The sequence below is a fragment of the Hymenobacter defluvii genome, from assembly GCF_017589435.1.
Lineage (GTDB): Bacteria > Bacteroidota > Bacteroidia > Cytophagales > Hymenobacteraceae > Hymenobacter > Hymenobacter profundi.
In genome coordinates this window covers 88368-111725 of the sequence record NZ_JAGETX010000012.1, presented here as the reverse complement: position 1 = coordinate 111725, position 23358 = coordinate 88368, and the positions used below count along the sequence as shown (strand labels likewise).

The 23358-nt window shown below is 56.8% G+C and carries 17 protein-coding genes and 1 pseudogene; 10 read left to right on the top strand and 8 right to left on the bottom strand.

The features are described 5' to 3' along the window. From J4D97_RS17635 to J4D97_RS17595, 9 genes and pseudogenes are all read left to right on the top strand, one after another. Positions 1-246 (top strand): annotated as a pseudogene (locus tag J4D97_RS17635) (heme o synthase); the annotation flags it as partial. A 71-nt stretch (positions 247-317) separates the two neighbouring features. Further along, positions 318-845 carry a cytochrome c oxidase subunit 3 gene (locus J4D97_RS17630; RefSeq protein WP_347879363.1) on the top strand — a complete coding sequence of 176 codons (528 nt, stop codon included), beginning with the start codon at positions 318-320 and terminating at the stop codon, positions 843-845. 21 nt (positions 846-866) lie between these two features. After that, positions 867-1643 (top strand): cytochrome c oxidase subunit 3, encoded by a 777-nt coding sequence (locus J4D97_RS17625; RefSeq protein WP_208308724.1) that lies wholly within the window; start codon positions 867-869, stop codon positions 1641-1643. 85 nt (positions 1644-1728) lie between these two features. Next, the gene (locus J4D97_RS17620) at positions 1729-2073 is read left to right on the top strand and encodes a cytochrome C oxidase subunit IV family protein (protein WP_185281010.1); all 345 of its coding nucleotides are present in this window, start codon (positions 1729-1731) and stop codon (positions 2071-2073) included. A 36-nt stretch (positions 2074-2109) separates the two neighbouring features. Further along, entirely contained in the window at positions 2110-2727 is a 618-nt protein-coding gene (locus J4D97_RS17615; protein ID WP_208308723.1) for an SCO family protein, read from the top strand. Beyond that, positions 2702-3256, top strand: coding sequence for a DUF420 domain-containing protein (locus J4D97_RS17610; protein ID WP_208308722.1), 555 nt, complete (start codon positions 2702-2704; stop codon positions 3254-3256). The genes J4D97_RS17615 and J4D97_RS17610 overlap by 26 nt, the downstream gene beginning before the upstream one ends. Positions 3257-3320: 64 nt before the next feature. Beyond that, entirely contained in the window at positions 3321-3578 is a 258-nt protein-coding gene (locus J4D97_RS17605; RefSeq protein ID WP_208308721.1) for a hypothetical protein, read from the top strand. 150 nt (positions 3579-3728) lie between these two features. Beyond that, a complete protein-coding gene (locus J4D97_RS17600; RefSeq protein WP_208308720.1) occupies positions 3729-7433 on the top strand; it encodes a sensor histidine kinase in 3705 nt (1234 codons plus the stop codon). 168 nt (positions 7434-7601) lie between these two features. Further along, positions 7602-11183 carry a hypothetical protein gene (locus tag J4D97_RS17595; RefSeq protein WP_208308719.1) on the top strand — a complete coding sequence of 1194 codons (3582 nt, stop codon included), beginning with the start codon at positions 7602-7604 and terminating at the stop codon, positions 11181-11183. 125 nt (positions 11184-11308) lie between these two features. On the opposite strand, the gene J4D97_RS17590 is transcribed toward J4D97_RS17595, so the two are convergent. The 7 genes from J4D97_RS17590 to J4D97_RS17560 all read right to left on the bottom strand — a co-directional run bounded on the left by J4D97_RS17590 (position 11309) and on the right by J4D97_RS17560 (position 20412). Then, entirely contained in the window at positions 11309-13411 is a 2103-nt protein-coding gene (locus J4D97_RS17590) for a beta-N-acetylhexosaminidase (RefSeq protein WP_208308718.1), read from the bottom strand. Between the two features lie 120 nt (positions 13412-13531). Beyond that, complete coding sequence (locus J4D97_RS17585; protein WP_208308717.1) at positions 13532-14881, bottom strand: DUF58 domain-containing protein; 1350 nt, start codon at positions 14879-14881, stop codon at positions 13532-13534. Between the two features lie 163 nt (positions 14882-15044). Continuing rightward, entirely contained in the window at positions 15045-16079 is a 1035-nt protein-coding gene (locus tag J4D97_RS17580; protein ID WP_185281003.1) for an AAA family ATPase, read from the bottom strand. A gap of 147 nt (positions 16080-16226) precedes the next feature. After that, on the bottom strand, positions 16227-17567 hold the full coding sequence (locus tag J4D97_RS17575) for a DUF4350 domain-containing protein (RefSeq protein ID WP_208308716.1): 1341 nt from the start codon (positions 17565-17567) through the stop codon (positions 16227-16229). A 14-nt stretch (positions 17568-17581) separates the two neighbouring features. After that, the gene (locus J4D97_RS17570) at positions 17582-18331 is read right to left on the bottom strand and encodes a DUF4129 domain-containing protein (protein WP_208308715.1); all 750 of its coding nucleotides are present in this window, start codon (positions 18329-18331) and stop codon (positions 17582-17584) included. Positions 18332-18522: 191 nt separating this feature from the next. Beyond that, positions 18523-19440 (bottom strand): hypothetical protein, encoded by a 918-nt coding sequence (locus tag J4D97_RS17565; RefSeq protein ID WP_208308714.1) that lies wholly within the window; start codon positions 19438-19440, stop codon positions 18523-18525. 21 nt (positions 19441-19461) lie between these two features. Further along, positions 19462-20412: a stage II sporulation protein M gene (locus J4D97_RS17560; RefSeq protein ID WP_208308713.1), complete on the bottom strand. Its 951-nt coding sequence runs from the start codon at positions 20410-20412 to the stop codon at positions 19462-19464. A 195-nt stretch (positions 20413-20607) separates the two neighbouring features. Here J4D97_RS17560 and J4D97_RS17555 point away from each other — a divergent pair, with 195 nt between their 5' ends. Next, the gene (locus J4D97_RS17555; protein ID WP_208308712.1) at positions 20608-21321 is read left to right on the top strand and encodes an RDD family protein; all 714 of its coding nucleotides are present in this window, start codon (positions 20608-20610) and stop codon (positions 21319-21321) included. 309 nt (positions 21322-21630) lie between these two features. Here J4D97_RS17555 and J4D97_RS17550 read toward each other — a convergent pair whose 3' ends face one another. Continuing rightward, positions 21631-23268: a bifunctional GNAT family N-acetyltransferase/carbon-nitrogen hydrolase family protein gene (locus J4D97_RS17550; protein WP_208308728.1), complete on the bottom strand. Its 1638-nt coding sequence runs from the start codon at positions 23266-23268 to the stop codon at positions 21631-21633. Positions 23269-23358: the final 90 nt, after the last annotated feature.

The window sequence follows — 23358 nt, the reverse complement described above, 5'->3', positions numbered from 1 at the left end:
CTGCGCACGGCCATCCAGATTATGACCTACACGCTGGTGCTGATTCCGCTGAGCCTGTTGCCAACGGTCTTTCACATGACGGGCACTACCTACGGAATAATTGCTGTGGTATGTGGAGTTTTATTCCTAGGGCAAACGTTCTATCTCATGCGTACCTGTTCCAAGAAAGCGGCGATGAGCATCATGTTCGGCTCGTTTCTATACCTGCCTATTGTACAGATTGCGTTGGTATTCGATAAACTGTAACCTACTCAAGTATGCATACCTCTGAAGTTTTAACCGCTAAAGAACCCGGTACCGGACAACACCCGTACCGCTTGCAACTGATTCTGCTGATGATCAGCAGCTCTATGATTTTTGCTGCCTACACCAGTGCTTATATTGTGCGGCGCGATGAAGGCAATTGGCTGGAATTTGCCCTACCCATGGCGCTGGCCATCAACAGCGCTATTATCTTAGCAAGCTCTGGTACAATGCAGTGGGCTTTTATGGCAGCCCGGCGCAACAGCATCAAACAAGTTCGGATTGCACTGATTCTGACCTTTATATTAGGTTTAGCCTTCTTGGTAGGACAGTGGAATGTGTGGGGAGAATTAGTAGCCAGCCGAATTTTCTTCGGCGGTACCGACGCCAATCCTTCTGGTTCGTTCGTATACGTGCTCATGGGCGTACACGCCTTCCACCTCGTTACAGGCCTTATTTTTCTGTGGGTTGTACTCCGCAAAAGCTTGCGCTATGAAGTACATTCCAAGCAAATGCTCTCGATAGGCAATGCGACTATCTACTGGCACTTCCTCGGTGGGCTTTGGTTGTACCTGTATTTGTTCCTACTTTTGAACCACTAGTATTGTCTTACCCCGCATAGTATGTCCACTTCTTCCTCAACGCTGGCCCCCACGACGAATTCGGTCGAACTCGAACAGCCACGTTCCGGCACTTGGGATGGCGGTAACGAACCCTTCAAGGCGAGCTACGGCAAGCTGATGATGTGGTTCTTTCTGCTGTCGGATGCCTTCACGTTCGCCGCGTTCCTGACCACCTACGGCATGATCCGCCACCGCAATCCGGTGTATGTGGGTGATGTCGAAAATTTTGAATTCTCGACTGCCTACTGGCCCATTCCCGAGAAGGTATTTAATGCCTTCCCTGGCTTCCACGGTGTAGATCTACCGTTGGCCTTCGTGGCGTTGATGACCATGATTCTCATCTTCAGTTCCGTGACGATGGTACTGGCTGTGGAAGCTGGCCACCGCATGGACAAGAATGATGTGCAGAAGTGGCTGCTATGGACTATTCTGTTCGGCGCTACGTTCTTAGGTTCTCAAGCCTGGGAGTGGAGCCACTTCATCAGCGGCCACGAAGAAGGCACGCTATTAAGCGACGGAACTATGTTCCATGGTGCTAATTTGACCATGAACCAGTATGGACCGGTACTCTTTGGTGACTTATTCTTCTTTATTACGGGTTTCCACGGTACGCACGTATTCTCAGGTGTCTGCTTGTTGGTATGGGCCTTTATTGCTACTACCAATGGCACCTTTGAGAAGCGTGGCCATTATGAAATGGTAGAGAAAATTGGTCTCTACTGGCACTTTGTAGACTTGGTTTGGGTGTTTGTTTTCACCTTCTTCTACCTCGTTTAATCGTAAACTTAGATGGCTGGTCGTCCAACAACGCGTTGGGACGACCAGCCATTTACCCATTCAGTAATTCAATCATTTAGTTATAATGGCACATCACGTCGAAGTTCAGCATAACGAGATACGGGAGATTCCGAAGCCCAATACCGGCTGGATCTGGAAAACCTTCTGGGTACTAGTAGGCATCACGGCCGTTGAGTTCGTTATTGCCTTTACGATGCCATCCAGCACCTTACGCAATAGCATCTATATCGTGCTAACTATTTTCAAGGCTTTCTTCATCGTAGCTGAGTTTATGCACTTAAAGCACGAGACGAAAGGCCTTATCTGGAGCATTTTGATTCCAGTTGCATTACTTATCTGGTTGTTGGTTGCTCTGGTAACGGAAGGTTCTTACGCTGGCGAGTTGCTTCAGCATACATTCAGTAGCTAATCTATGCGGCCCCGGCAAACCCTGTTGTTGGGCCTCATGCTGCTTGTGCCCGTCCTAGCTTTTCTGTTTCTGAAAAGCTTCGGCACCAATCATTACGCGCTGCCAACTTTCTTCCCGGAACGTGTTGATTCAACACAAGTTGGCGGAAAGTGGCAGCGCGATACTGTTTATCACCACCTAAACAGCTTCGGGCTAACCTCGCAATCTGGGCATCCAGAAGCTATAGCGGAAATAGCGGGTCGTGGCCTATATGTAGCAGGATTCTTGTGTGCTAATTGTCCTGGCGCCTCGCCCGAGCCCATTGCGCAGCTGGCCCGCGTGCAGGAGCTGTATCGGCAAGATTCTCAGGTGAAGTTAGTCACGTACCTAACCGCCGGTATCACGCCCGAGAAGGCTGCTGAACAGTATGGTGCTATTGCCGGCAAATGGTGGTTTCTGGCGGGTGACAGCGCAACAATGCGTCGCGTGGCTGATGATTACCATTTATCAACCGCTACAAACAGCACGATTCAGACGCCGAATCTGTTTCTAATAGACCGCGACCAACAGATACGCGGCATTTACGACGGTACCAAGCATAAGGAGATTGAACGGTTGCTGACCGAAATAGGCGTTCTATTGTACATCTATGAGCACGACGACGCAGACCGCTAATCCTAGCGGTACTACCAAATACAAGATTTTAGCTGGCGTACTGGGTGCAGTGATACCGTTGGCCGTTGCCGTACTATACTTCTTTCCGGGTATTCTGAAGGTAGAAGGCGCTAATGTGAAGATGCTGCCGGCTGTGAATGCCGGATTGAACTCTCTGACAGCTGTTTTTCTACTACTCGGATACTACTTCATCCGGCGAAAGGATGTAGCGCGTCACCGCGCTATGATGGGCATAGCCTTCCTACTTGGGTCGTTGTTCTTGGTGTCGTACGTAGCGTATCACTCGCAGGGCATCGTCACGAAGTTTGGCGGGGTAGGGGCTATTCGAGGGGTATATTACTTCCTGTTGCTAACGCACATTGTGCTGGCAGCCGTAACGGTAGCCCTGGTGCTTTTCACGCTATATTATGCGCTGACGCAGCAATTTGCTAAGCACCGCCGGATAGCCCGCTGGACTTTCCCTATTTGGCTGTATGTGTCCGTTACGGGGGTTATCGTGTACTTCATGATTGCGCCCTATTATACGTAATAGCCGTTAGCGTAAAACAATTGTCGGAGTTGAAACTTAACGCCTGCTTAGGTGTTCAAATCATATGAAAAAGGCCATCAAATCCAGTGTATTTCTGTTGCTGCTGAGCACGTTGCTTAGTTTACTTCCGTTGGCAACGCAGGCCCAGTGCGTGCTGTGTAAGTCACAGGTAGAATCGTCGCGTACGGAAAAAGATGGCTACGACGTAACAGGTCTAAACAAAGGTATCGTCTACCTCATGACGGTTCCTTACCTGTTAATGGGTACAGTAGGGTATTGCTGGTATCGCAACGTGCAAAAGAAGAAAGCTGCGCAGCAGTAAAAGCTAGATTGCATTCTTCGTGCAACTATTGTATTAAGCAGTGAATGCCGCCAAATGGCGGCATTTTTGTTAGCTTCCGGGTAGGTTTGCGCTGTAGTGCTTGGTGTTAGTTAGCCTTCTGCCTTGTTAAAATCGACTCGTTTTTCTCCGTTGTTTCTGCTGCTGGCGGCCGTTCTGTGTTTCGCTGGGGCCTATGTCAGCAATCAGTACGCACAGCGTTCCGGGTCTTTGTTCCGGGCCGATGCACTGCGGCTACAGAACCTGCTGACGGAAGCCGAATTAACGGCGCGATATGAGGCGGAGGCAGTGGTAGACAACTTGCGTAAATACAAGCCAACTTTTGGGGAGCTGGTAAGCCATACTACCTACCCTTGCTTTGTGTATGAGGGTGAGCAACTGGTAAGCTGGTCCGATCATACCATCGAGCCAGATCAGGCGCTGGTAGATGAGGAGTTTCGGGAGAAGATGGTGGAAATGCGCTTCGGGCACTACTTGGTGCTTCGCCAGGTGCTGGGGCCATACACCATTATTACCTACGTGCCGCTGGAGCAGCACTATGGTATCAGCAACCGCTACCTGCGCAACGGCGCCGGACAGGCACTATTCCGGGGGATGAATATCCGGCTGGTGCCAAATAGCACCAATCAGCGCCTACCCCGCCTGTATACCGATGCAGGAGAATACCTCTTCTCAGTCGAAAGTCTTCAGCCTAACCCCATCACGGGTAAATATCTACCGTGCTTTTTACTGTTGTTGGGCCTGAGTTGCTACCTATTGTGCTGGTGGCAAATGGCGCGGCGGCGCTTTCGGGCAGACAAAGCTCTCAGCGGCGCCATTGTAGTAATTCTAGCGCTGGTGGTGTTGCGGGCAACATTGCTCTTTGCGGGCCTGCCTTTTTCTCTGATTGAGTTGCCCCTATTTGACCCACGCGTGTACGCGGCCTCCTGGCTTTCGCCCTCGCTGGGCGACTTGCTGATCAATGCGCTTTTGTTGTTGGTAGGCTCTTACTACGCACTCTTGCTGTTCCGGCGCTACCGAATAGTGCGGCGGGTGCGGCAAGTGCGCAACCAGATGGTGCGGCTGTTGCTAGGTGTAATAGCGGTGCTGGGCTATTTTGGGCTGATGGTACTGCTGTACCAGTTCTTTTCCAATAGCTTCAACAACTCCCAACTAGTGCTCGATATCACGCAGAGCATTCAGGTGAGCGGTTTCAAAGTGCTGTTGTGTTTGGCGCTGGTGCTACACGGGGGAGCCTATATGGTAGGCTTTTTTCTATTGTCGCAGCTATTTACGGCGGCGGTGCGACCTACCTCCAAGGTATCGGATGTGGTGCTGCTGAGCTTTTTCATGCTGCTTTTCCTACCAACCGGGCTCATCCTTAATCAGCCCTACCTCACGTTGCTAGGGCTGGCGCTGTTGTTCTTCGCGGTGTTGCGCCTCACTGGGCTGAAGCAACTGGTGAATGTGGTACCGTATCAGATTTACCTATTTATTTTCCTGATGCTGGCCGTGATATCGGCTGTGGGGGCGCTGGCTTTGTATGAGTTTGCTGATCAGCAACTGATTCTATCCAAGCAAAAGATAGCAGGCAATTTGCTAATTGATAACGATTTGCAAGGAGAATACCTGTTGGCCGAACGCACGCGCCAAATGGCTGCTGATCCGCGCATCCAAAAGGTATTGGCCAATCCGTTTGCCAACCAGGAGGTAGTCCGGCAGAAAATCGACAAGTACTACCTGCGCGACTATTTCGATAAATACGAGGTCGTAGTCACGCTGTTTGGCCCCTCGGGCACGACGGCCGATAGCAGCGTGGCCCTACCCGCACTGCGCCGCCGCCTGCTGGCCAACGCCACGCTCACCGACCAAAAAGGCATCTACCTGATTCGGGGTAGTAACTCGTTCAGTACGCGGCGCTACGTGGCCCTGGTGCCCGTGCCGGCCGACAGCAGCCGGGAGAGCACCATTGTACTAGAACTGTCTCTCAAGAAGTTGACCGCCTACAGCGTAGTGCCCGAACTGCTGATCGACCAGAAGTTTTTTCAGCCTGGACTAGGGCCGGAGCTAAGTTACGCTGGCTACGAAAATAATCAGTTAGTATACAGCGAGGGCGATTTTGACTACGTAAACCAGCTGACCAATAGTGTATTGAATGATAGTAGGCTCTACACAACGGGTCTGGCTATCAATGGATTTCACCACCTGGGCGTGCGGGGGCCGCAGCAACGCTTGGTTATCGTGACCACGACCACGTATTCGTTTGCCAATTGGCTGGCTAACTTCTCTTTCCTATTTCTGCTACACACGTTCTTCTGGCTGGTGTGCATTGGCATTTATACCTTGGCGCAGGGCCAGTCGCTTGAGGTGTTCCGAACCAATTTCAGCACCAAGATTCAACTGTTTCTGAACTTCGGGATTCTGGTGCCGCTGTTAATTGTGAGCGTGGCGACGGCCAGCCAGGTGACCAGTTCTTATAAGCGCGACCTGCTGCGCGCCTACGAGCGCCGCGGCAAGGCCGTGCAGGAAAGCTTGCTCCGCAACCGCTCCGCCCTCACCGATTCTGCGAACCACAGCGCCATTATCGACCTGGCCGACAACGTGGCCAGCATCACCGATACTGACTTGAACCTATACGATGCCCACGGCATGTTGCAGGTAAGCAGTCAGCCGCTCATTTTTGAGGCGGGTTTGTTGAGCCCCTTGATGAACCCACAGGCCATGGCTGCGCTGGCTGAGCACGGGCAGCCGCGCAAGCTGTTGACCGAGCACGCTGGTACGCTGTCGTTCAACGCGCTCTACCTACCCCTGCGCGCCGGGACGGTGCGCGCTGGCAAACCGGCACCGGTTATCGGCTATGTGGGCATTCCGTTTTTCGACTCCGAGAAAGACCTGGACGGCAAGCTAATCGAGCTGATATCAACCAGTCTGAACATCTTCACGGTGATGTTTATCCTGTTCCTGATTCTGACGTTTGTGGCTTCGCGCATTCTCACGGCCCCGCTCAAGCTCATCACGGCCAAGCTGAAACAAACTACCCTGACGGACCGCAACGAGCTGCTCGAATACAACTCGGCCGACGAAATCGGGCTGCTGGTGCGCGAGTACAATGGCATGCTGATGAAGCTGGAGGCCAGTAAGCTGGAGCTGGCCGCGCAGGAAAAAGAAGCCGCCTGGCGCGAAATGGCCCGGCAAGTGGCCCACGAAATCAAGAACCCGCTCACGCCGATGAAGCTTTCGTTGCAGTACTTGCAGAAAGCCATTGCCGAGCACCGGCCCAACGTGCAGGAGCTGATCGGGAAGATTTCGCAGACGCTCATCACGCAGATTGACGTGCTCTCGGATATTGCCACGTCGTTCAGCACCTTCACCAACCTACCCGCCATGCGCCCCGAGCGTCTGGACATCATCCCGATTCTACGGCGCTGCGTGAGTCTGCACCAGAGCAATGCCATTGGCGGCCACCTCTACCTATTGCTGCCAGATGATGCCGATAGCGGTAACTATGAGGTGTTTGCCGACGAAAACCTATTGGTTCGTACATTCAACAATCTATTAATTAACGCCTTGCAAGCCGTGCCGCTGGGGCAGCACCCCGATGTGGGATTGTGGCTGGAATATCAGCCCGATGGGCAGCACCTATTAATTTGCGTGCAAGACAACGGCGCCGGCATTCCGCTGGGAGTACAGGACAAAATTTTCAAGCCGAATTTCACCACCAAAGAGCAAGGCTCGGGCATTGGCTTAGCCGTGGCACGGCGCGGTATCGAAAGCGCAGGTGGGCGCATCTGGTTCGAGACGGAAGAGGAGGTAGGCACCACGTTCTTCGTAGAACTGCCCCTGGCCCCCGAGAAATAGTGAAGTTGTGAACTGGTCAGTTTGATATTCTGACAGCAGCACTTGCATAAAGTGCGCTTCTCTAATGTCAAATTCACCAGTTCACAACTTCACTATTTCATCACTCGGCACGAATCGTGGGTAGATGTGCGTTAAGTAGCAACTAAGTAAGGGCCGAAACTGAATGGCATGAGGAAAAGCTTTACGCGTCAATTCTTGCGCTGGGGCTGCCTGTTGTTGCTATTCTTGGCGGCGCGGGGGCCGTTGCTGGCCCAAGAGGCCGGGCCGCCCAGTACCCGCCGCTGTCGTTGGGTACAGCTGGCGCCCGCCCGCGATACGGCCACGTTTCGCCTACCCGATTCGCTGACGGTAGTGCCTACCTCCGTGATGGTGTCAGGGCACACAGTAGCCTACGATGTTCGTACTGATACCTACCAGTTTCTGCGTCAGCGCACGCGCTACCCCTCGCCCGAGCCGGGGCAGCCTGACCTCATTCTACCCCGTCAGGAGGCTGACTCAGTGCTGGTGAGCTACCGGGTGCTACCGTTGGCGCTGGCTGCGCCGCGCTACCGTCGCCCGCGTAGTTTGTTGGATAGCGTGGCTTTTCGCGAAAAGCCGGTGGGGTACGAGGATTTTGCGGTGAAAGAGCAGATTTTGAGTACGCCAGGCATCAACAAAACCGGGAATTTGTCGCGGGGCGTATCGTTTGGCAACACGCAGAACGTGTTCGTGAACTCAGCCCTGAATCTGCAACTGGAAGGCAAGCTGACGGACAAAATCAACCTGACGGCGGCTATTTCCGACCAGAATGTGCCATTTCAGCCGGAGGGCAATACCCAGCAATTACAGGAGTTCGACCGGATTTACGTGACCCTTACGCACCCCAACTGGAGCCTGACGGCCGGTGATGTGGTGCTACGCAACAAGCCCGATTACTTTCTGCGCTACTACAAGAACATTCAAGGAGCGGCCATTGAAGCCAATTTCAAGCAGGGGCCGCGGGCACGCAGCAGCACCATGGTAGCGGCGGGCGTAGCCAAGGGCAAGTTTGCCTCTATCGACGTGTTGCCCATCGACAACGTGCAGGGACCCTACCGGATGCGCGGGCCGAATGGCGAGCAGTTCATTATCCTACTCGCCAATTCCGAGCGTGTGTACCTGGATGGTCGCCTGCTGACGCGGGGCTTCGATTTCGACTACATTGTAGATTACAATCAGGCGGAAATCACCTTCACGCCCAACCACCTCATTACCAGTAATTCGCGCATCAAGGTAGAGTTTGAGTATTCTGATTTCAACTATTCCCGTTCGCTTACTACCCTCAGTCACTACCAGCAGCTGGGCAAGTTGCAGGTGCGGGCCAACTACTACCGCGAGGCTGACAACCCCGACAACTCGCCCAACCTGACGCTGAGTGAGGCCGACCGTGCCCGCCTGCGCAGTATCGGCAACGACGTGAGTCTTGCGACTACCTCCGGCGTTGACTCCGTGACGTATAACCGCAACCAGGTGCAGTACAACCGTAACGTGGTGACTGACGACAACGGCAACCGGCGTGTGGTGTACCAGTTTGCCACGGGGGCCGATACTTTACGCGGCGTGTATAATGTGCGCTTCACCAACCTGGGGCCTAACCGGGGGGATTATATCGTGAGCACGGCTAATGCCAGCGCCAACGGTCAGGTGTACCGCTATATAGAGCCCCTGAACGGCGTGCCGCAGGGCAGCTACGCGCCGGTGCGCCTGCTGCCTACCCCACTGCTCAAGCAGATGGCCACGGCCGGGGCTACGTATCAAGTCGATTCGACGGCCAGCGTGTTTGTGGACGTGGCGTCGTCGCAGCTGGATGTGAACCGATTCTCGCCGGAGGTGGCGCAGGGACAGGCCATGCGCGTGGGCTATGCCGTGCAGAATCGCCGCATTAACCTGCCAGGCCTGCGCGACTACCGCTTGCAGAGTGACCTTACGTTTGAGTATACCAGTCACCGATTTTCGCCCATCGACCGCTACCGCGACATCGAGTTTGACCGCAACTGGAGCAACAACATCAGCGGCACGGTGGCCGCCCAAACCAACACCAATAGCCTAACGCCGCGGGAAGACAACATCCTGAATTTTTCGGTGGGTGCGGTGAAGGATATCAACAACAGCATCAGCTACCGCCTGAGCCGGCGCTACCGCGCCACGGAGGTAGACGGCACTCAGCATTGGCTGGAAGCCGCGCACCAGCTGGGCGACGTGCAGTTGCGGGGCAACCTGTTTCTGCTGAACGCGCAGGTAGGGCGGCGGGAATCGCAGTGGGCACGGGGTGAGGCTACGGCGCGCTACGTGGCTGGCCCGGTGGTGCCCGGCTATGCCTACCGCTTCGATAAAAACCGCGTGGCCCTGCCCAACGGCGACTCGCTGTTCACGGCCAACTATTACGATGAGCACCAGGTATTTGTGCAGAGCCGCGACTCGGCCCGCACCCGCTTTCGCCTCGACTACACCTACCGCCGCGACCAGACGCCCCTCAACAACGAGCTGCAAACCCGCGGCCGCGGCCAAACCTGGCAGGGCTCGTTGGCTAGTCGCATCGGCCGCAACCAGGATATTGCGCTGGTGGCCACCTACCGCGACCTGATAGCCCGCGACAGCGCCCGCCAGCGCACGGTGCTGGGCAAGGTAGACTGGAACGCGACCTTCCTCGACAACGTGTTCCGCTCGGAGCTGAATTACAGCGTGGCTACCGGCCGCGAGTTGCGGCGGGACTACTCCTTCCTACCCGTCACCAATGGACAGGGCACGCACTACTACGGCGGCGACGCCAACGGCAACGGCCGCCAGGACAAAGACGAGTTCTTCGAGGCGCCTACCTCGGATGCGCAGTACCGCACCTATATCAAAGTGTATCTACCCACCGATCAGTACATCACGGCCTATACCAACCGTCTGAGCTACCGCCTGAGTACCACCGCGCCCCGCGGCTGGCGCGAGGCAGGTAAGCTGCTGAGCTTCGTGGCGCGGTTTTCGGCCATCACCACCGTCACGCTCGACAGCCGTACCACCGATAACAGCCTGCGGGCGCGCCTGAATCCGTTTTCCTACCAGGTAGAGGATAATCAGCTGTTGGGTATGAACAAGCTACTGCGTAATACGCTGTATTTCAATCGCTCAAACCCCATTTTTGGAGCTGAGTTGACAGCCCAGCAAACCCAGCAGAAAGTATTGCTCACGCAAGGTTTCGATATCCGCAATTTGGCGTCGCAGAGCTTGTTGTTGCGCCGTACGCTGGCCCAGCAGTTTACGGGGCGCTTCACGGTGTCGCGGAGCGTGCGTGGCAACGAGTCGAGCTACCTGGACACGCGCAATTACCGACTGCGGCTCTACGAGGTAGCCCCCGAAATCAGCTACCAGCCTAGCAGCACCCTGCGCTTCACGGGTACCTACCTGCGCACCGTGAAGCAGAATACCTTCAAGGATGGTACCGATGCCGACGCCCGCGGCGCCTTCGATCAGCTGGGTATTGAAACCCGCGTGAGCCAGGTGAGCAAGCGCACCATCACGGCCGCCACGCGCTATGTGCGGGTAGGGTTTGACGGCGACGTGGCCTCGGTGGTGGGTCTGGAAATCCTGCAAGCCCTGCGCCCCGGCAACAACATCACCTGGAACCTGAACCTGGAACAGCGCCTCAGCAATGGCCTCAACATCACGGTAGCCTACGACGGCCGTAAGCCTAATGGCTTGCAAGCGGTGCACACGGGTAGGATGCAGGTATCGGTGTTGTTTTAATTTACGGGGCTTCAGAGCACTGTTTTGTCATCCTGAGCGCAGCGAAGGACCTTATCACGCTGGAACGATAGACGTGCTCACGTGAGAAGGTCCTTCGCTGCGCTCAGGATGACAGAAAGAAAAAGCTATGGCAACCCGTTCAACAACCGTTGCAGCGCGGGTAGCACCGCCAACTCTGCCTGGCCAGCAGGTGCTTTAGCAGCTTCTAACTGTTGCTGCGCGCTGGCTTTCCAAGCAGTGGTAGGGGCCTTACCTTGTTCCAGCAGTTGCAACCGTTCCAAGGCCAGCGCCGAAAGCGCGCTGAGGCGGGCCGAAAGCGGGCCGTACTCGCGCAAGCTGGCCGACGTGTTGAACAGCGGCTGCAATTTCACATCGTTGGCCTGCCACTGAATGAGCGGCGCCCGCACCGCCGCCAGCGCCGGTAGCGCTTCGGCAGGTAAGGGAGAGGCAAGCGTAGCGCCTACCTGCGCCAGCAGATCATCTACTGCCACGCCAAACTCCCGCGCCGCGTCCGACTCAGCGGGGGCAGCGTCTACCAGGCGGTTGAGCAGGGTTTGGGTCGTGTATTTCATTCCCTGAAAGTGGCGCTTGTACTCCTTCACCGGCTCCAGCACGCTGGCAAACGTACGGAGCGGGGCCACGTTTTGCCCAGCCGCCAGCTCGCGCAGCAATTGCTCCGGAACGCGCCGATGGCGTATACTCAGCCGTTCTAATTGCGTCGATACAATGGCAAGGCGGCGGTACATATCCGGCACATCGGTAACCGTAGCCGGCGACCAGAACCGCTCGGCAATGGCCGCGGTGCGGGGCCAGATGCGGCTGTCCACGATAACGCTGTCCGCAAATTCGGCCCACATGGTGGCTTCGCCACCCAGAACCAGCTTTTTCTGGGCCTCGGTGAGGGGCGCATCGGCAGGCAGCGGGTCCACAGCGTAGTGACTGGCGGCCGAGTAGTTTAGGTCGATGTAGTAGCCGTTGGAGAGGATGGCCGGATGGTTGGTCTTTACCGCATCATACAAGCCCTTTTTACCGCGCCAGCTTTGGATGACAGCCGATTCGGGCAGGCCTGGACCTAGGATTTCATCCCAGCCTATCATCTTCTTGTTGTACTTGGTGAGCATGGTCAGGATGCGGCGGTTGAAGTAGGTTTGCAGAGCGTGTTTGTCGGGCTGCCCGTTGCTTTTCACCAGCTTCTGCTCCTTCATAAACTGCACAATGCGCGGGTTGCGCAGCCACTGCCGGCCATCGTTTTCATCGCCGCCAATGTGGAAGTAGGGGTCGGAGAAGAGTTGCGTCATCTCGCCCAGCAATGTATCCAGCAACGCGTAGGTGGTTTCGCGGGTAGGGTCCATGGCGATGTTGAGCACGCCCCAGCGGGTGGCTACGCCGTAGGTGGAGTCGTTGGAAGCTAACTCGGGGTAGGCAGCCAGCCAAGCCGTGGCGTGGCCCGGCATGTCGAACTCCGGCACCACCCGAATGCCCCGCGCCGCCGCGTAGCGCTGCACCTCCCGCACCTGGGCCTGCGTGTAAAATTGCCCTTCGCCGCCTACCTGCGCCAGGCGCGGCAGTCGCTGACTTTCCACTCGAAAGCCCTGATCATCTGATAAATGCCAGTGCAGTACGTTCAGCTTCACGGCCGCCATAGCATCCAGATTGCGCTTAATGACGGACACGGGCATGAAGTGGCGGGCCGCGTCAATCAGCAGCCCCCGCCACCCAAACCGCGGCTGGTCCTGAATATCGACTTCGGGAAAATACAGCGCGTTTTTCTCTTTCGTTACGAGCTGTTCCAGCGTGGCTAGTCCGCGCAAAGCACCCAGGCTGGTAGGGGCGGTGAGGGAAATACCCATAGGCGTCACGCGCAGGGCGTAGCGTTCCTCGTCGCCATCTATCATGCGGCCCGGCTTACCGTACCGGATGCTGAGGGTAGGGGCCGTTTTGCTGGCTGCTGTTTTGGCGGTTGGCCGCGCCGTGCCGAGCTGTCGGAGCAAGTGGGTTTGTACGCGCCGTGCCGCTGCCGCTACGGTGCTATCCGGCTGGGTATCGGCGGTGATGCGGTAGGTGAAGGTAGCGCGTAACGGCAGCCGCGCCGCGCCCCAGATGGCCTGGGCGGGCACCGGCATCAGGTTGTGCGTGGAGGAGGAAGTAGGCGCTTGTTGAGCCTGACCGACCACCGCAAGCAGCAGTGAAACGAGCAGTAACAGCCCGCAACGAAGAGAAAAAAGCATACGCAGACAGAGATGGGAGAACTGCAAGGTAGTTGTCCCGATGCAAAATGCCTGCTGGCGCAGTTCCCGGTATGTCTCGCAGACATGCGTTAGAACACTGCGAACCTCTGCGAGGAATCCTTAAATCAGCCCTCGCGCCTTGAATTCCAGGTAGCGGTTGAGCGTATTCACCGTGAGTTGCTCGGGCGCCGTGAGCAGCGCGTGCATCCCGTGGCGCTGCAATTCCAGCACAATCTGCCGTTTCTCCTGGGCAAATTTCTCGGCAATGGTCTGGTTATATACTTCTTCCGTTGTTTGGGCGGGCGTATCCAGAAACTGGTGCAACTCCGTATTCTCGAAGAACACCACCAGCAGCAAATGGTCCTTAGCCAGGCGGCGCAGGTAGGGAAGCTGGCGCTGCATGCCGCTCAATGTTTCGAAATTGGTGAACAGAATCAGTAGGCTACGCTGGCGGATGTTGGTTTTGACAGCCGTATACAGCGTTTCGAAGCTGGTTTCGAGGTACTTGGTGCGCTGCCGGTAGAGCACTTCCAGCAGCTTGCGCAGGTGCCCACTACGGCGTTCGGCGGGTATCAGCGCGCTCAACTTGTTGGCAAACGTGACGAGCCCGGCCTTGTCGTGCTTGAGCAAGGCAATGTTGCTGACGACGAGCGTGGCGTTGATAGCGTAGTCGAGCAGGCTGAGGCCGTGAAAGGGCATCCGCATCACCCGGCCTTTGTCAATCAGGCAATACACTTGCTGGGCGCGCTCGTCCTGAAAGTGGTTGACCACCAGGGAGTCGATGCCGGTGCCGGCGCGGCGGGCCGAGGCTTTCCAATTGATGTTGCGCGGGTCGTCGCCGGCCACGTAGGGGCGAATCTGCTCAAACTCCATGCTTTGGCCTACCCGCCGGATGCGCTTCACGCCCACCTCCGTGAGGCGGTTGCTGATGGCCAGCAGCTCGTACTGCCGCATCTGCAAAAACGACGGATACACGGGCACCATCTGCTCTTGCCCGTAGCGGAAGCGTCGCCGCACCAGCCCTAGTGGCGACGCCACAAATACATTCACAGCCCCAAACGAATACTCGCCGCGCTTGGTAGGCCGCAGCTGGTAGTGAATCACCCGCGTTTCGCCCGCCTTCAGCGCCGCCCGAAACAGTACGTCGCGCCGCTGAAACTGGTGCGGAATCTCGTCAATGGTTTTGGTATGGACGGCGAAGCGGTAGCGGTTTTCGAGGTAGATGGCAATGTCGTTGTCGGAACCATTTGCAAGCTTCTCGCCCATCACCCGCCGCCCAAACACCTGCCCGCCGCCATTAGCGCCGGGAGCGTACAGCAGCAGCAGATCCAGTGCCGCCAGCACCATCAGCAACCCCAGCACTACCTGCATCGGCCCGAGCAAGGAGGGTAGGAAAAACGCCACCACGAAGCCGGTTATCAGCGCCGCAAGCAGGATGAAAAAGCGGGTGGTGAGGAAGAGGGATTTCATCGGGTTTCAGAGACGAGATGTGAGCTGCGTGCGAAAAATGTCTGTCATCCTGAGCTTGCGAAGGACCTTTTCACGCGAGAACGACTATCGTATCAACGACTCGTTCTCGCGTGAAAAGGTCCTTCGCAAGCTCAGGATGACAGATATTTTCTACTCATTGATTCTACCGTGGCACTTCAATCTGCTGCACAATCTGTTTCACAATCTCATCGGCCGTGAGGCCTTCCATCTCGCGCTCGGGCGTGAGCAGGATGCGGTGGCGCAGCACGGCGGGAGCCAGAAACTGCACGTCGTCGGGCGTTACGAAGTCGCGGCCGCGGAGGGCGGCCAGGGCTTTGGCGCCGTTGAGTAGGGCCAGCGAAGCCCGCGGCGAGGCGCCCAGGTAGAGGCCTTTGTGGGCGCGCGTCTGGCCTACCAGGCGGGCAATGTATTCCAGCAGCTTTGGCTCCACGCGCTGCTGGCGCACCTGCCGGCGCAGGGCCGCAATATCTTCCGCCGACAGCACCTGTTGCACCACCTCCAGCGGCGTGCCGCCGAAGCCCGCGTGGTGGCCTTGCAAGATGGCTATTTCATCCTCCAGGGTAGGGTAGCCCACGTGCAGCTTGAACAGGAAACGGTCGAGCTGGGCCTCGGGTAGACGGTAGGTGCCTTCCTGCTCCACTGGGTTTTGGGTCGCCAGCACCACAAAGGGCTCCTGCATGGGGTAGGTGGTGCCGTCTTGCGTGATGTGACGTTCCTCCATCACCTCAAAGAGCGCCGACTGCGTTTTAGCAGGCGCGCGGTTGATTTCGTCAATCAGCACCACGCTGGCGAAAATGGGGCCGGGCCGAAACTCGAAATCGGCGGTGTTAGGCCGGAAAACCGAGGTGCCCAGCACGTCGGAGGGCATCAGATCGGGCGTGAACTGGAGGCGACTGAAGGGCACGTCCAGCGTGCGGGCGAGTAGTTTGGCGGTGAGCGTTTTGGCTACCCCCGGCACGCCTTCCAACAGCACGTGCCCATCGGCCAGAATGGCGGTGAGCAGCATTTCCAGCAAATCATGCTGACCCACGATTACCTTCCCCATCTCCTGGCGGATGGCTGCTACTGCCGTCGTCAGGCGGCTGAAGTCGGTGCGGGCTGCGGTGAAGGATTCGGCTACCGGCGGGGTAGGTTGGGTAGGCTCAGATGAGAATTCAGGAGTAGAATTAGATTCCATGAGATAAAGTAGAAGCAGAGAGTTAGGATGGAATAATTAAATTATGTATAAGCTATATTCTTGTTTATTATATGTAATATTGCTTTAGAAGTATTTATTAAAATAATGAAAAATAAATAAAATCATATTTTAGTGTTTAATACAATTCTATCGAGACGACCTTTTGAACTGCTGCAATTCCTTGCTCAAGCGCAGCAGCTCCTGATCTGATACAGCCGGAGCCGTGCGAATAAAGTTAATTCGGCGCAACAATGCATCCACCTGCGGGCGAGGTATGCCGGCTTTCTGCGCCACTCGCTCCCGAAAAGCTTCGTCGTTGAGGTCAGAAGTAGGCTCCTGAAAGCGGGTGCGTAGATAGTCCAGAAACAGATCGATTTTCTTTTCGGCAATAAGGGCGTGGTTGCTGCCCTGGCGGTAGAGCGACGCCACCGTGCGCGTGAACAGCAGCGTATTATTGGGCAGCGGCCGTAACACAGGAATAATGCGCTGGCGCCGTCGGGCCTCAAACACCATGAACAGCAGCACACCCACGCAAAACAGGTAGTAGGCCACTCGTAGCGCATCGTGGTTCAGGAGCACGCGCAGCAGGCTTTGCTGGCCCTCACGGCCCTGCTTTTGGTATTCGTCCCACAGGGTAGGGCGGCCGGCGGGTAGGTAGGAAAGGGCAGCGTAGGCGAAGTTGCTGGTTTGGGGGTGCAGCACGAAGTAGTTGGTAAACGCCATCGGCACCGAGCTGAGGTAGAAGTAGCCGTGCCCGTAGGCGCAGCGCGCTAGCACGATGCGGTTGCGGGCGTCCACGGCCAAGGGGTGCAACTGCCCGAGGCTGTCGTTGAGCAGGCGCGTGGAGGCATTCAGGAGCGGGTAGCGAAACTGCGGGCCCGCCGCCCGCCGCAGGGTAGGGGCCAGCAGGCGTAGCGTGACAGAGTCGGAGGGTAGGGCATTGCCAAGCGTATCCTGGGCCAGAAATGTGCGCGTGCTGAAATGCAGCGTATCGCGCAGGGCCCGCGAAAACTGGTTGGCGGCAATGAAAACCGTATTGCCCCGCGCCACGTAGCGCAACAGCGTGTGCAAGTCGGGACGACTAACGTTGAATTCGGAATGGATGAAGACGTACTGGCTGCGTTCAGTGGGCGGCAGCGCCGTGAGGGGCGCGGTAACTATTGGCGCCGGCAGCGCAGCCGTATCGGCTTCCGACTCCTCCATTTCCAGCTCCTCCGCTTCCGGCTCGTCGGGGTCTGCCTGGTTGGCTTCTGCGGGGTCGGCGTAATCATCTGCCAGCTGGTTGTAGATGGGGAGGCGCACGGGCTGCACGCGTCCGTCCAGCACCTCGGGCAGCGTTTGGTAGAGCACGTAGGTGCCGTACGGAATTTTATCCTGGTTGCGGAAGGTAGGCGTCCAGTCGATGGGCTTGGGGCGGTAGTACTCCAGCGCCACGTAGCCCACAAACAGCGCCACAAGTCCCAGCAAATACCAACGAAATGTTGTCATGAAGAGCAGTAGCGTTAGGCGGCGCGTCGGTCGCTGAGTTGGGCCAGCAGCGCCTGCCGGCTGGCGCGGGTGTGGGCGTAGTGCTCGGGCGTAAGGGTCAGCTCGCCGTACCACACGTACTCAAACTGCCGCGACACTTCCGCGAAAGCCGTGCGGAGGGGGCCGGCTGGCAGTTCGTGCTCGTAGGTGAGGTTGGTTTTATCGGGCTGCCATTCCAGGTGGCCGGCATCGGTGAGCTGCTTGAGGGCTTGCAGGTAGCCCAGGCGCACGGCTAAGCGGTAGTTGCCGGCCGTTTCGGCCTCGGCCAGCAGGGTAGGAAAGTCGAGGGCGTGAATGTCTTCCGCCTCGGTGTCATAGGCCAGGGCGGCGCGGCGCGGGTTGCGGCCAAAAGCGCCCGTGATATCTACCTGCAACAGCTTCAAAATCACGAAAACCAAGGCGCCCAGAAACAGAGCGTAAAACACGTAGCGCCAGAAGCCGTGGTAGCTGCGGCTGCTCAGCCACTCGCCCACGCGCTCCCACACCCTCGCCCAGAACAGGTCCCACGGACTCATTTCGCTGCGCACATCCACGTATTGAAAATCGCGCTGGGCGCGGAAGTCCCGTAGCTGCTCGGGGTCGGGGCGGCGCAGGCGTATGGGGGGTAGAGAGGCTGCTTGCGCTGTCTGAGCAGGCGAAGGGGTAGGGGCCGCGCTAGCCGGCGCGCCGCTCACGAGCAAAAGCATCAGCAGCACCCTACCCCACCGAATCCAGAAAGAAGCCAAAGCAGACGATAATTTATTTTGAAGATTAATTGAGTTGCCAGTTGCGGGTTCTGTGTGCGGCTGCGTAGCGGTGCAAGGGGAGCTTTGCTGATTCTTACACCGCTACGCGGCGCGTGTTTTAAGGTAGCGCTCCTCTACAAACCTTTGGCCGCTACGCGGCCGCCGAACAACTAGCAACCAACGCTCGCAACTCAATACTCGCCTTCCTCATCGGGACGGTAGGCGGCGGAGGAAACCGGTGTAGTAGGCTGCTGCCCGATGCTATCAACCAAGTGGCGCATTCCTACACCATCTTTGATTTCAATCAGATTGAAATATTGAAAGAGAAGAGCCAGCATGGTAGGCGCGTAGAGCAGCACTTGCCCTATCGTAGCAAACGTACGGGTAGCTATGGTCAATATCCCCTCGCCGGGGATGGGAATACTCGCTATTTTCAAGCCCATGAGTAGGTATGTTGGGATCTGAAACACAAGACCTACGAAGCTTTGAATGATCCACATCACGAAAAGCAGCCCGAACGTAGCCCACCAATAGCCGCTTACCAGCTCGAAGCAGCGGCTGAAGTTCTTGCTGAACCCGTTGCGCTCCATAATCATCACGGCGAAAAACGGGGATAGCGCCACGGCCAGGTACACACCGGGGAAGAATAGAAAAACGAAGCCTACGCTGGTCAGCACGGCCAATACAATACCCGATAGTAGTATCCACCACGCCGAGGTGCGTACGTGGGGCCATACGAGAGCGGGCGTCACTTCTTCTTCGGCAGGCAAGGCCATGCGCAGGCGCACGTACTCGTAGAGGGTAGCCGTGAGCAGCAGATATGTAAGCAGCGCCCCGGCCACACCAATGGCAAAGGCTAAGCCGTTGCTTACAGAGCCAAAAGGCCCGGCGGTCATACTGCGACTACCTTGCCCTAGCATACTGAAAATACCAGCCTGCCCAATACCCATACCGATGCCGCTGAGCAGCGCCACGGGCAATACTATGTAAAGTAGCACACGACCCAGCGGCCGACCCTGGGCCTGAAGAAAGGCGAACGTCGCGTTGATTTTCTGCCCGAAATCCCGCTCCTGACGGTAGTCTAACTCGTGTGTAAACGTATTGCGCATAGAATAAGAAAAACAGTTGTATTACAAAGCGTTAACGCGGCGCTGCATCAGCCGCGGGTAAATCACAAAGTACCCGATAATGAACGCCGCCGACGTGCCGATAATCAGCAGGCTCAGCGCCATTGGCATTTCGGTGTGGCGCGTTATAAAGCCTTCCAGAAAACCAGCTACTATGAAAATGGGAACCAGGCCGATAGCAATCTTCAACCCATCGCGGGCCGACTGGCGGAAGGCGGCGGCGCGGGAAAAGGTGCCCGGAAACAGGAAGCCTCGCGCCATGACCAAGCCCGCGCCGCCGGCCAGCACAATGGCCGATATTTCCAGCGTGCCGTGTATCCAGATGGTGAGCACCGAGGGTAGGAGCACGCCTTTTTGGTAGAAAAAATACTGGAAGGAGCCCAGCATCACACCATTTTGAAACAGCAGAAATACGGTGCCCAGGCCCGCCGCAATGCCGGCGGCAAACGTCATGAGCGCCACCCGAATGTTGTTGACCGTGATGAACAAGAACATCGGGGTTTCGTCTTGGCCTTTATAGATGGCCATGGGGTCGCCCTTGGCAATATTGGCTAGGGTTTGATTCACGTAGCCGTCGCCGAGCACCACGCGCACAAACGTGTCGTCGTAGGCGGCAGAAAGGGCGCCAAGCGATGTGAATAGCAAAAACAGTAACAGTGTAGCCAGCAGGGTGCCGTGGTGGCGGGCTACCACCAGGGGTAGCTCTTGCGCCCAGAACTGCCGGAACCGCCCCGTGCGCTCGGTTTTGTTCTTATACAGCGCCTGGTGCAGCTTGCTAGTAAGGGCGTTGAGATACTGAGTGGTAGGGGAGTCGGGGTAGAAGGTTTGGGCGAAGGCCAGGTCGTCGGTGAGGGCTACAAAACGGGCCGCCAGCTCATCGGGACCGGAAGGGGGCTGGCGCTCATACTGCCGCCAGCGTTCCTCGTTTTGTCGCAAAAAAATAGCTTCCCGCATTATATTTCGACTAGTTAACCTTGCGAAACAGTCTCCAGTACAGCGAAACGTGGCAGCAGCCAATTGCATCTGCGTTTCGGCCTATTCAGAGGATCTTTTCCGTTCTAAGGTCCAACCAAAATCTGCGGTACGCAACCCAGCTTCTATAAAAATTTGTCGATCCGACGTTCGACGCAGCTATTCTTCTTCCTGTATATGAGTACCATTCGCATTCATACTACCCAAAATGTAACGCTGGAGTACGAAATAGCCAGCGTGGGCGACCGAATACTGGCGGCTTTCCTGGATTATCTGCTGTATGGAGTATGGGCGCTGCTGTGGGCAGTGCTGGCAGCGCAGCTGAATTTCAACCCCGGCCCCATTGGTATTTTTCTGCTCGTATTCCCCACGTTGGTCTATTTTCCGGCCTGCGAGATATTTTTCAACGGCCAGAGCTTGGGCAAGAAAGCGCGTCACATTCGGGTAGTACGGCTGGATGGTACGCCCGCCGGACTAGGCGACTACCTGCTGCGGTGGCTGTTGCGGCCCATCGAGATTTTGGCTTTCTCGGGGGCGCTGGCGGTGCTTACCATCCTCATCAACGGCCGCGGCCAGCGCCTCGGCGACTTGGCAGCTGGTACTACCGTGGTCAGTCTGCGCCCGCGCGCGCAGCACGCCACCCCAGCCGCCTACCTACCCGATGCCAACTACCAAGTAGTATTCCCGCAAGCCGCCCAGCTCTCCGACCACGACGTGGCCCTGATTCGGCGGTTGCTGCAACAAGGCATGCAGCGCAGTAATTACCTATTGCTACACGAGGTAGCCAACAAAGTGAAAACCCTCACCACCATCCGCACCGACCTCCCCGACGAAACCTTCCTGCAAACTATCCTGCGCGACCACTCGCATTTGGTGAGTGCGGGAGGGTAGGGGGTGGTTAGGGTAGGAGGGTATGGGGGTAGGAGGGTGTGAGGGCGCAAGTGAAAATGTCTGTCATCCTGAGCGGAGCGAAGGACCTTATCACGGCAGCACGACAAGAGTACCAACGACTCGTTCAACGGGCATAAGGTCCTTCGCTCCGCTCAGGATGACAGACATTTTCACTTGCGCTCTCACACCTCACCCATAAAGAAAACAGCCGCTCGGAAAGTCCAAGCGGCTGTTTAGCATAGTGCACACAAGTAGAGATACGGAATAATCCGCTAAAACGGTTTTGCTGAGGCTATAAGTAGGCGATGCCTACTCAGCCGTGGTTTTGCGGCGGCTGGTTTTGGGGGCGCGCTCGGCACCCATTTCCAGCAGTTCGTCGGCGCGCTCGTTTTTGCCTACCCAGCTCACCGAGTAGAGGTCCCGGCGTCGGTCGCGGAGGTTGCGCACGGCGCCGCTGGTGTTGAGGTCCTTCAGTAGGTCCAGGTCCAGGTCGGCAATCAGGGTCATCTCGGTGTTAGGCGTGGCTTCGGCTACAATGGCATCGTGCGGGAAAGCAAAGTCCGAGGGGCTGAACACGGCGCTCTGCGAATACTGGATGTCCATGTTCTCGACGCGCGGCAGGTTGCCCACCGAGCCGGTAATGGCCACGTAGCACTCGTTTTCGATGGCGCGGGCCTGGGCGCAGAGGCGCACGCGCTGGTAGGCGTTCTTGGTGTCCGTCCAGAAAGGCACAAACAAGATTTTCATGCCCTCGTCGCTCAGCATACGCGCTAGCTCGGGGAATTCCGCATCGTAGCAAATCAGAATGCCGATTTTACCGAAGTCCGTATCAAAGCACTTCAGCTTGTCGCCGCCGCGCATGCCCCAATAGCTGGCTTCGTCGGGGGTTACGTGCAGCTTGTACTGCTCGTCCACGGTGCCGTCGCGCCGGCATAAGTAGCTGACGTTGTATAGCTTGCCATCTTCGTACAGCGGCATGGAGCCGGCAATGACGTTGATGTTGTAGCTCACAGCCAGCTCCATCATCTTGGTTTTGATGGGCTCAGTGTAGGCCGACATCGAGCGGATAGCCACCGAGGGCGACTCCTCGTTGGTGAGGGCCATCATGGGGGCGTTGAAGAACTCCGGGAACAGCACGCAGTCGGCCTTATAGCCCGACACGGTGTCCACGAAAAACTCCATCTGCTGGAAAAAGTCCTCCAGATTCTGCGTGGCCCGCATCTGCCACTGCACAATGCCAATGCGCACGTTCGACTTCTGGTTACCGATCAGCTTATCGGTTTCCTCGTCGTAGTACACGTTAATCCATTCCAGCAGGGTAGCGTATGCTTTCGACTCGGAGTCGTAGGGTAAGTAGCCCCGGATGAGCTTGCGCACGTAGAAATCGTTGGCCAGTTGGAAGGTGAGGATGGGGTCGGTCAGCTCCTTATTGCGCACCATCTCCACGTACTTGGCTGGGGTCATTTCGTTGGCGTAGGCCGCGTAGCCGGGAATCCGGCCGCCGGCCACCATGGCGCGCAGGTTCAGATTTTCGCACAGCTCCTTGCGGGCGTCGTAGAGACGGCGGCCCAGGCGGAGCGAGCGGTACTCGGGGTCCACGAACACGTCCACGCCGTAGAGGGTGTCGCCGTTGGCGTCGTGGGTGTCAAACTTGCCGTTGCCCGTAATTTTGGCGTAGGTGTGTTTGTCGCCGAACTTGCTGTATTCCACAATGATAGCCAACGCGGCGGCTACCACTTGGCCGTTGTCTTCAATACAGATCTGGCCTTCCGGAAATTTCTTCAGCAGGTTGTTGTACTCGTCCTGGGCCCAGGCGCCTTCCATATTGGAGTACACCTTGTCCATGATTTCCTTCACGGCCTTGAAATCGCCGCGCTTCAGGGTGCGCAGGACCAGCTTGTGGGCCGGAATAGCGGTAGGCGTCAGTAGCTCGGGTACAGTGGGCATGCCGGGTAGGGTTTGTTTTTTGGCGTGGCCGCCGCTGGTTTTGGTATTAGAACTCGTTGCGGGCATATATAGAAGGTTGATTTGCAGAAA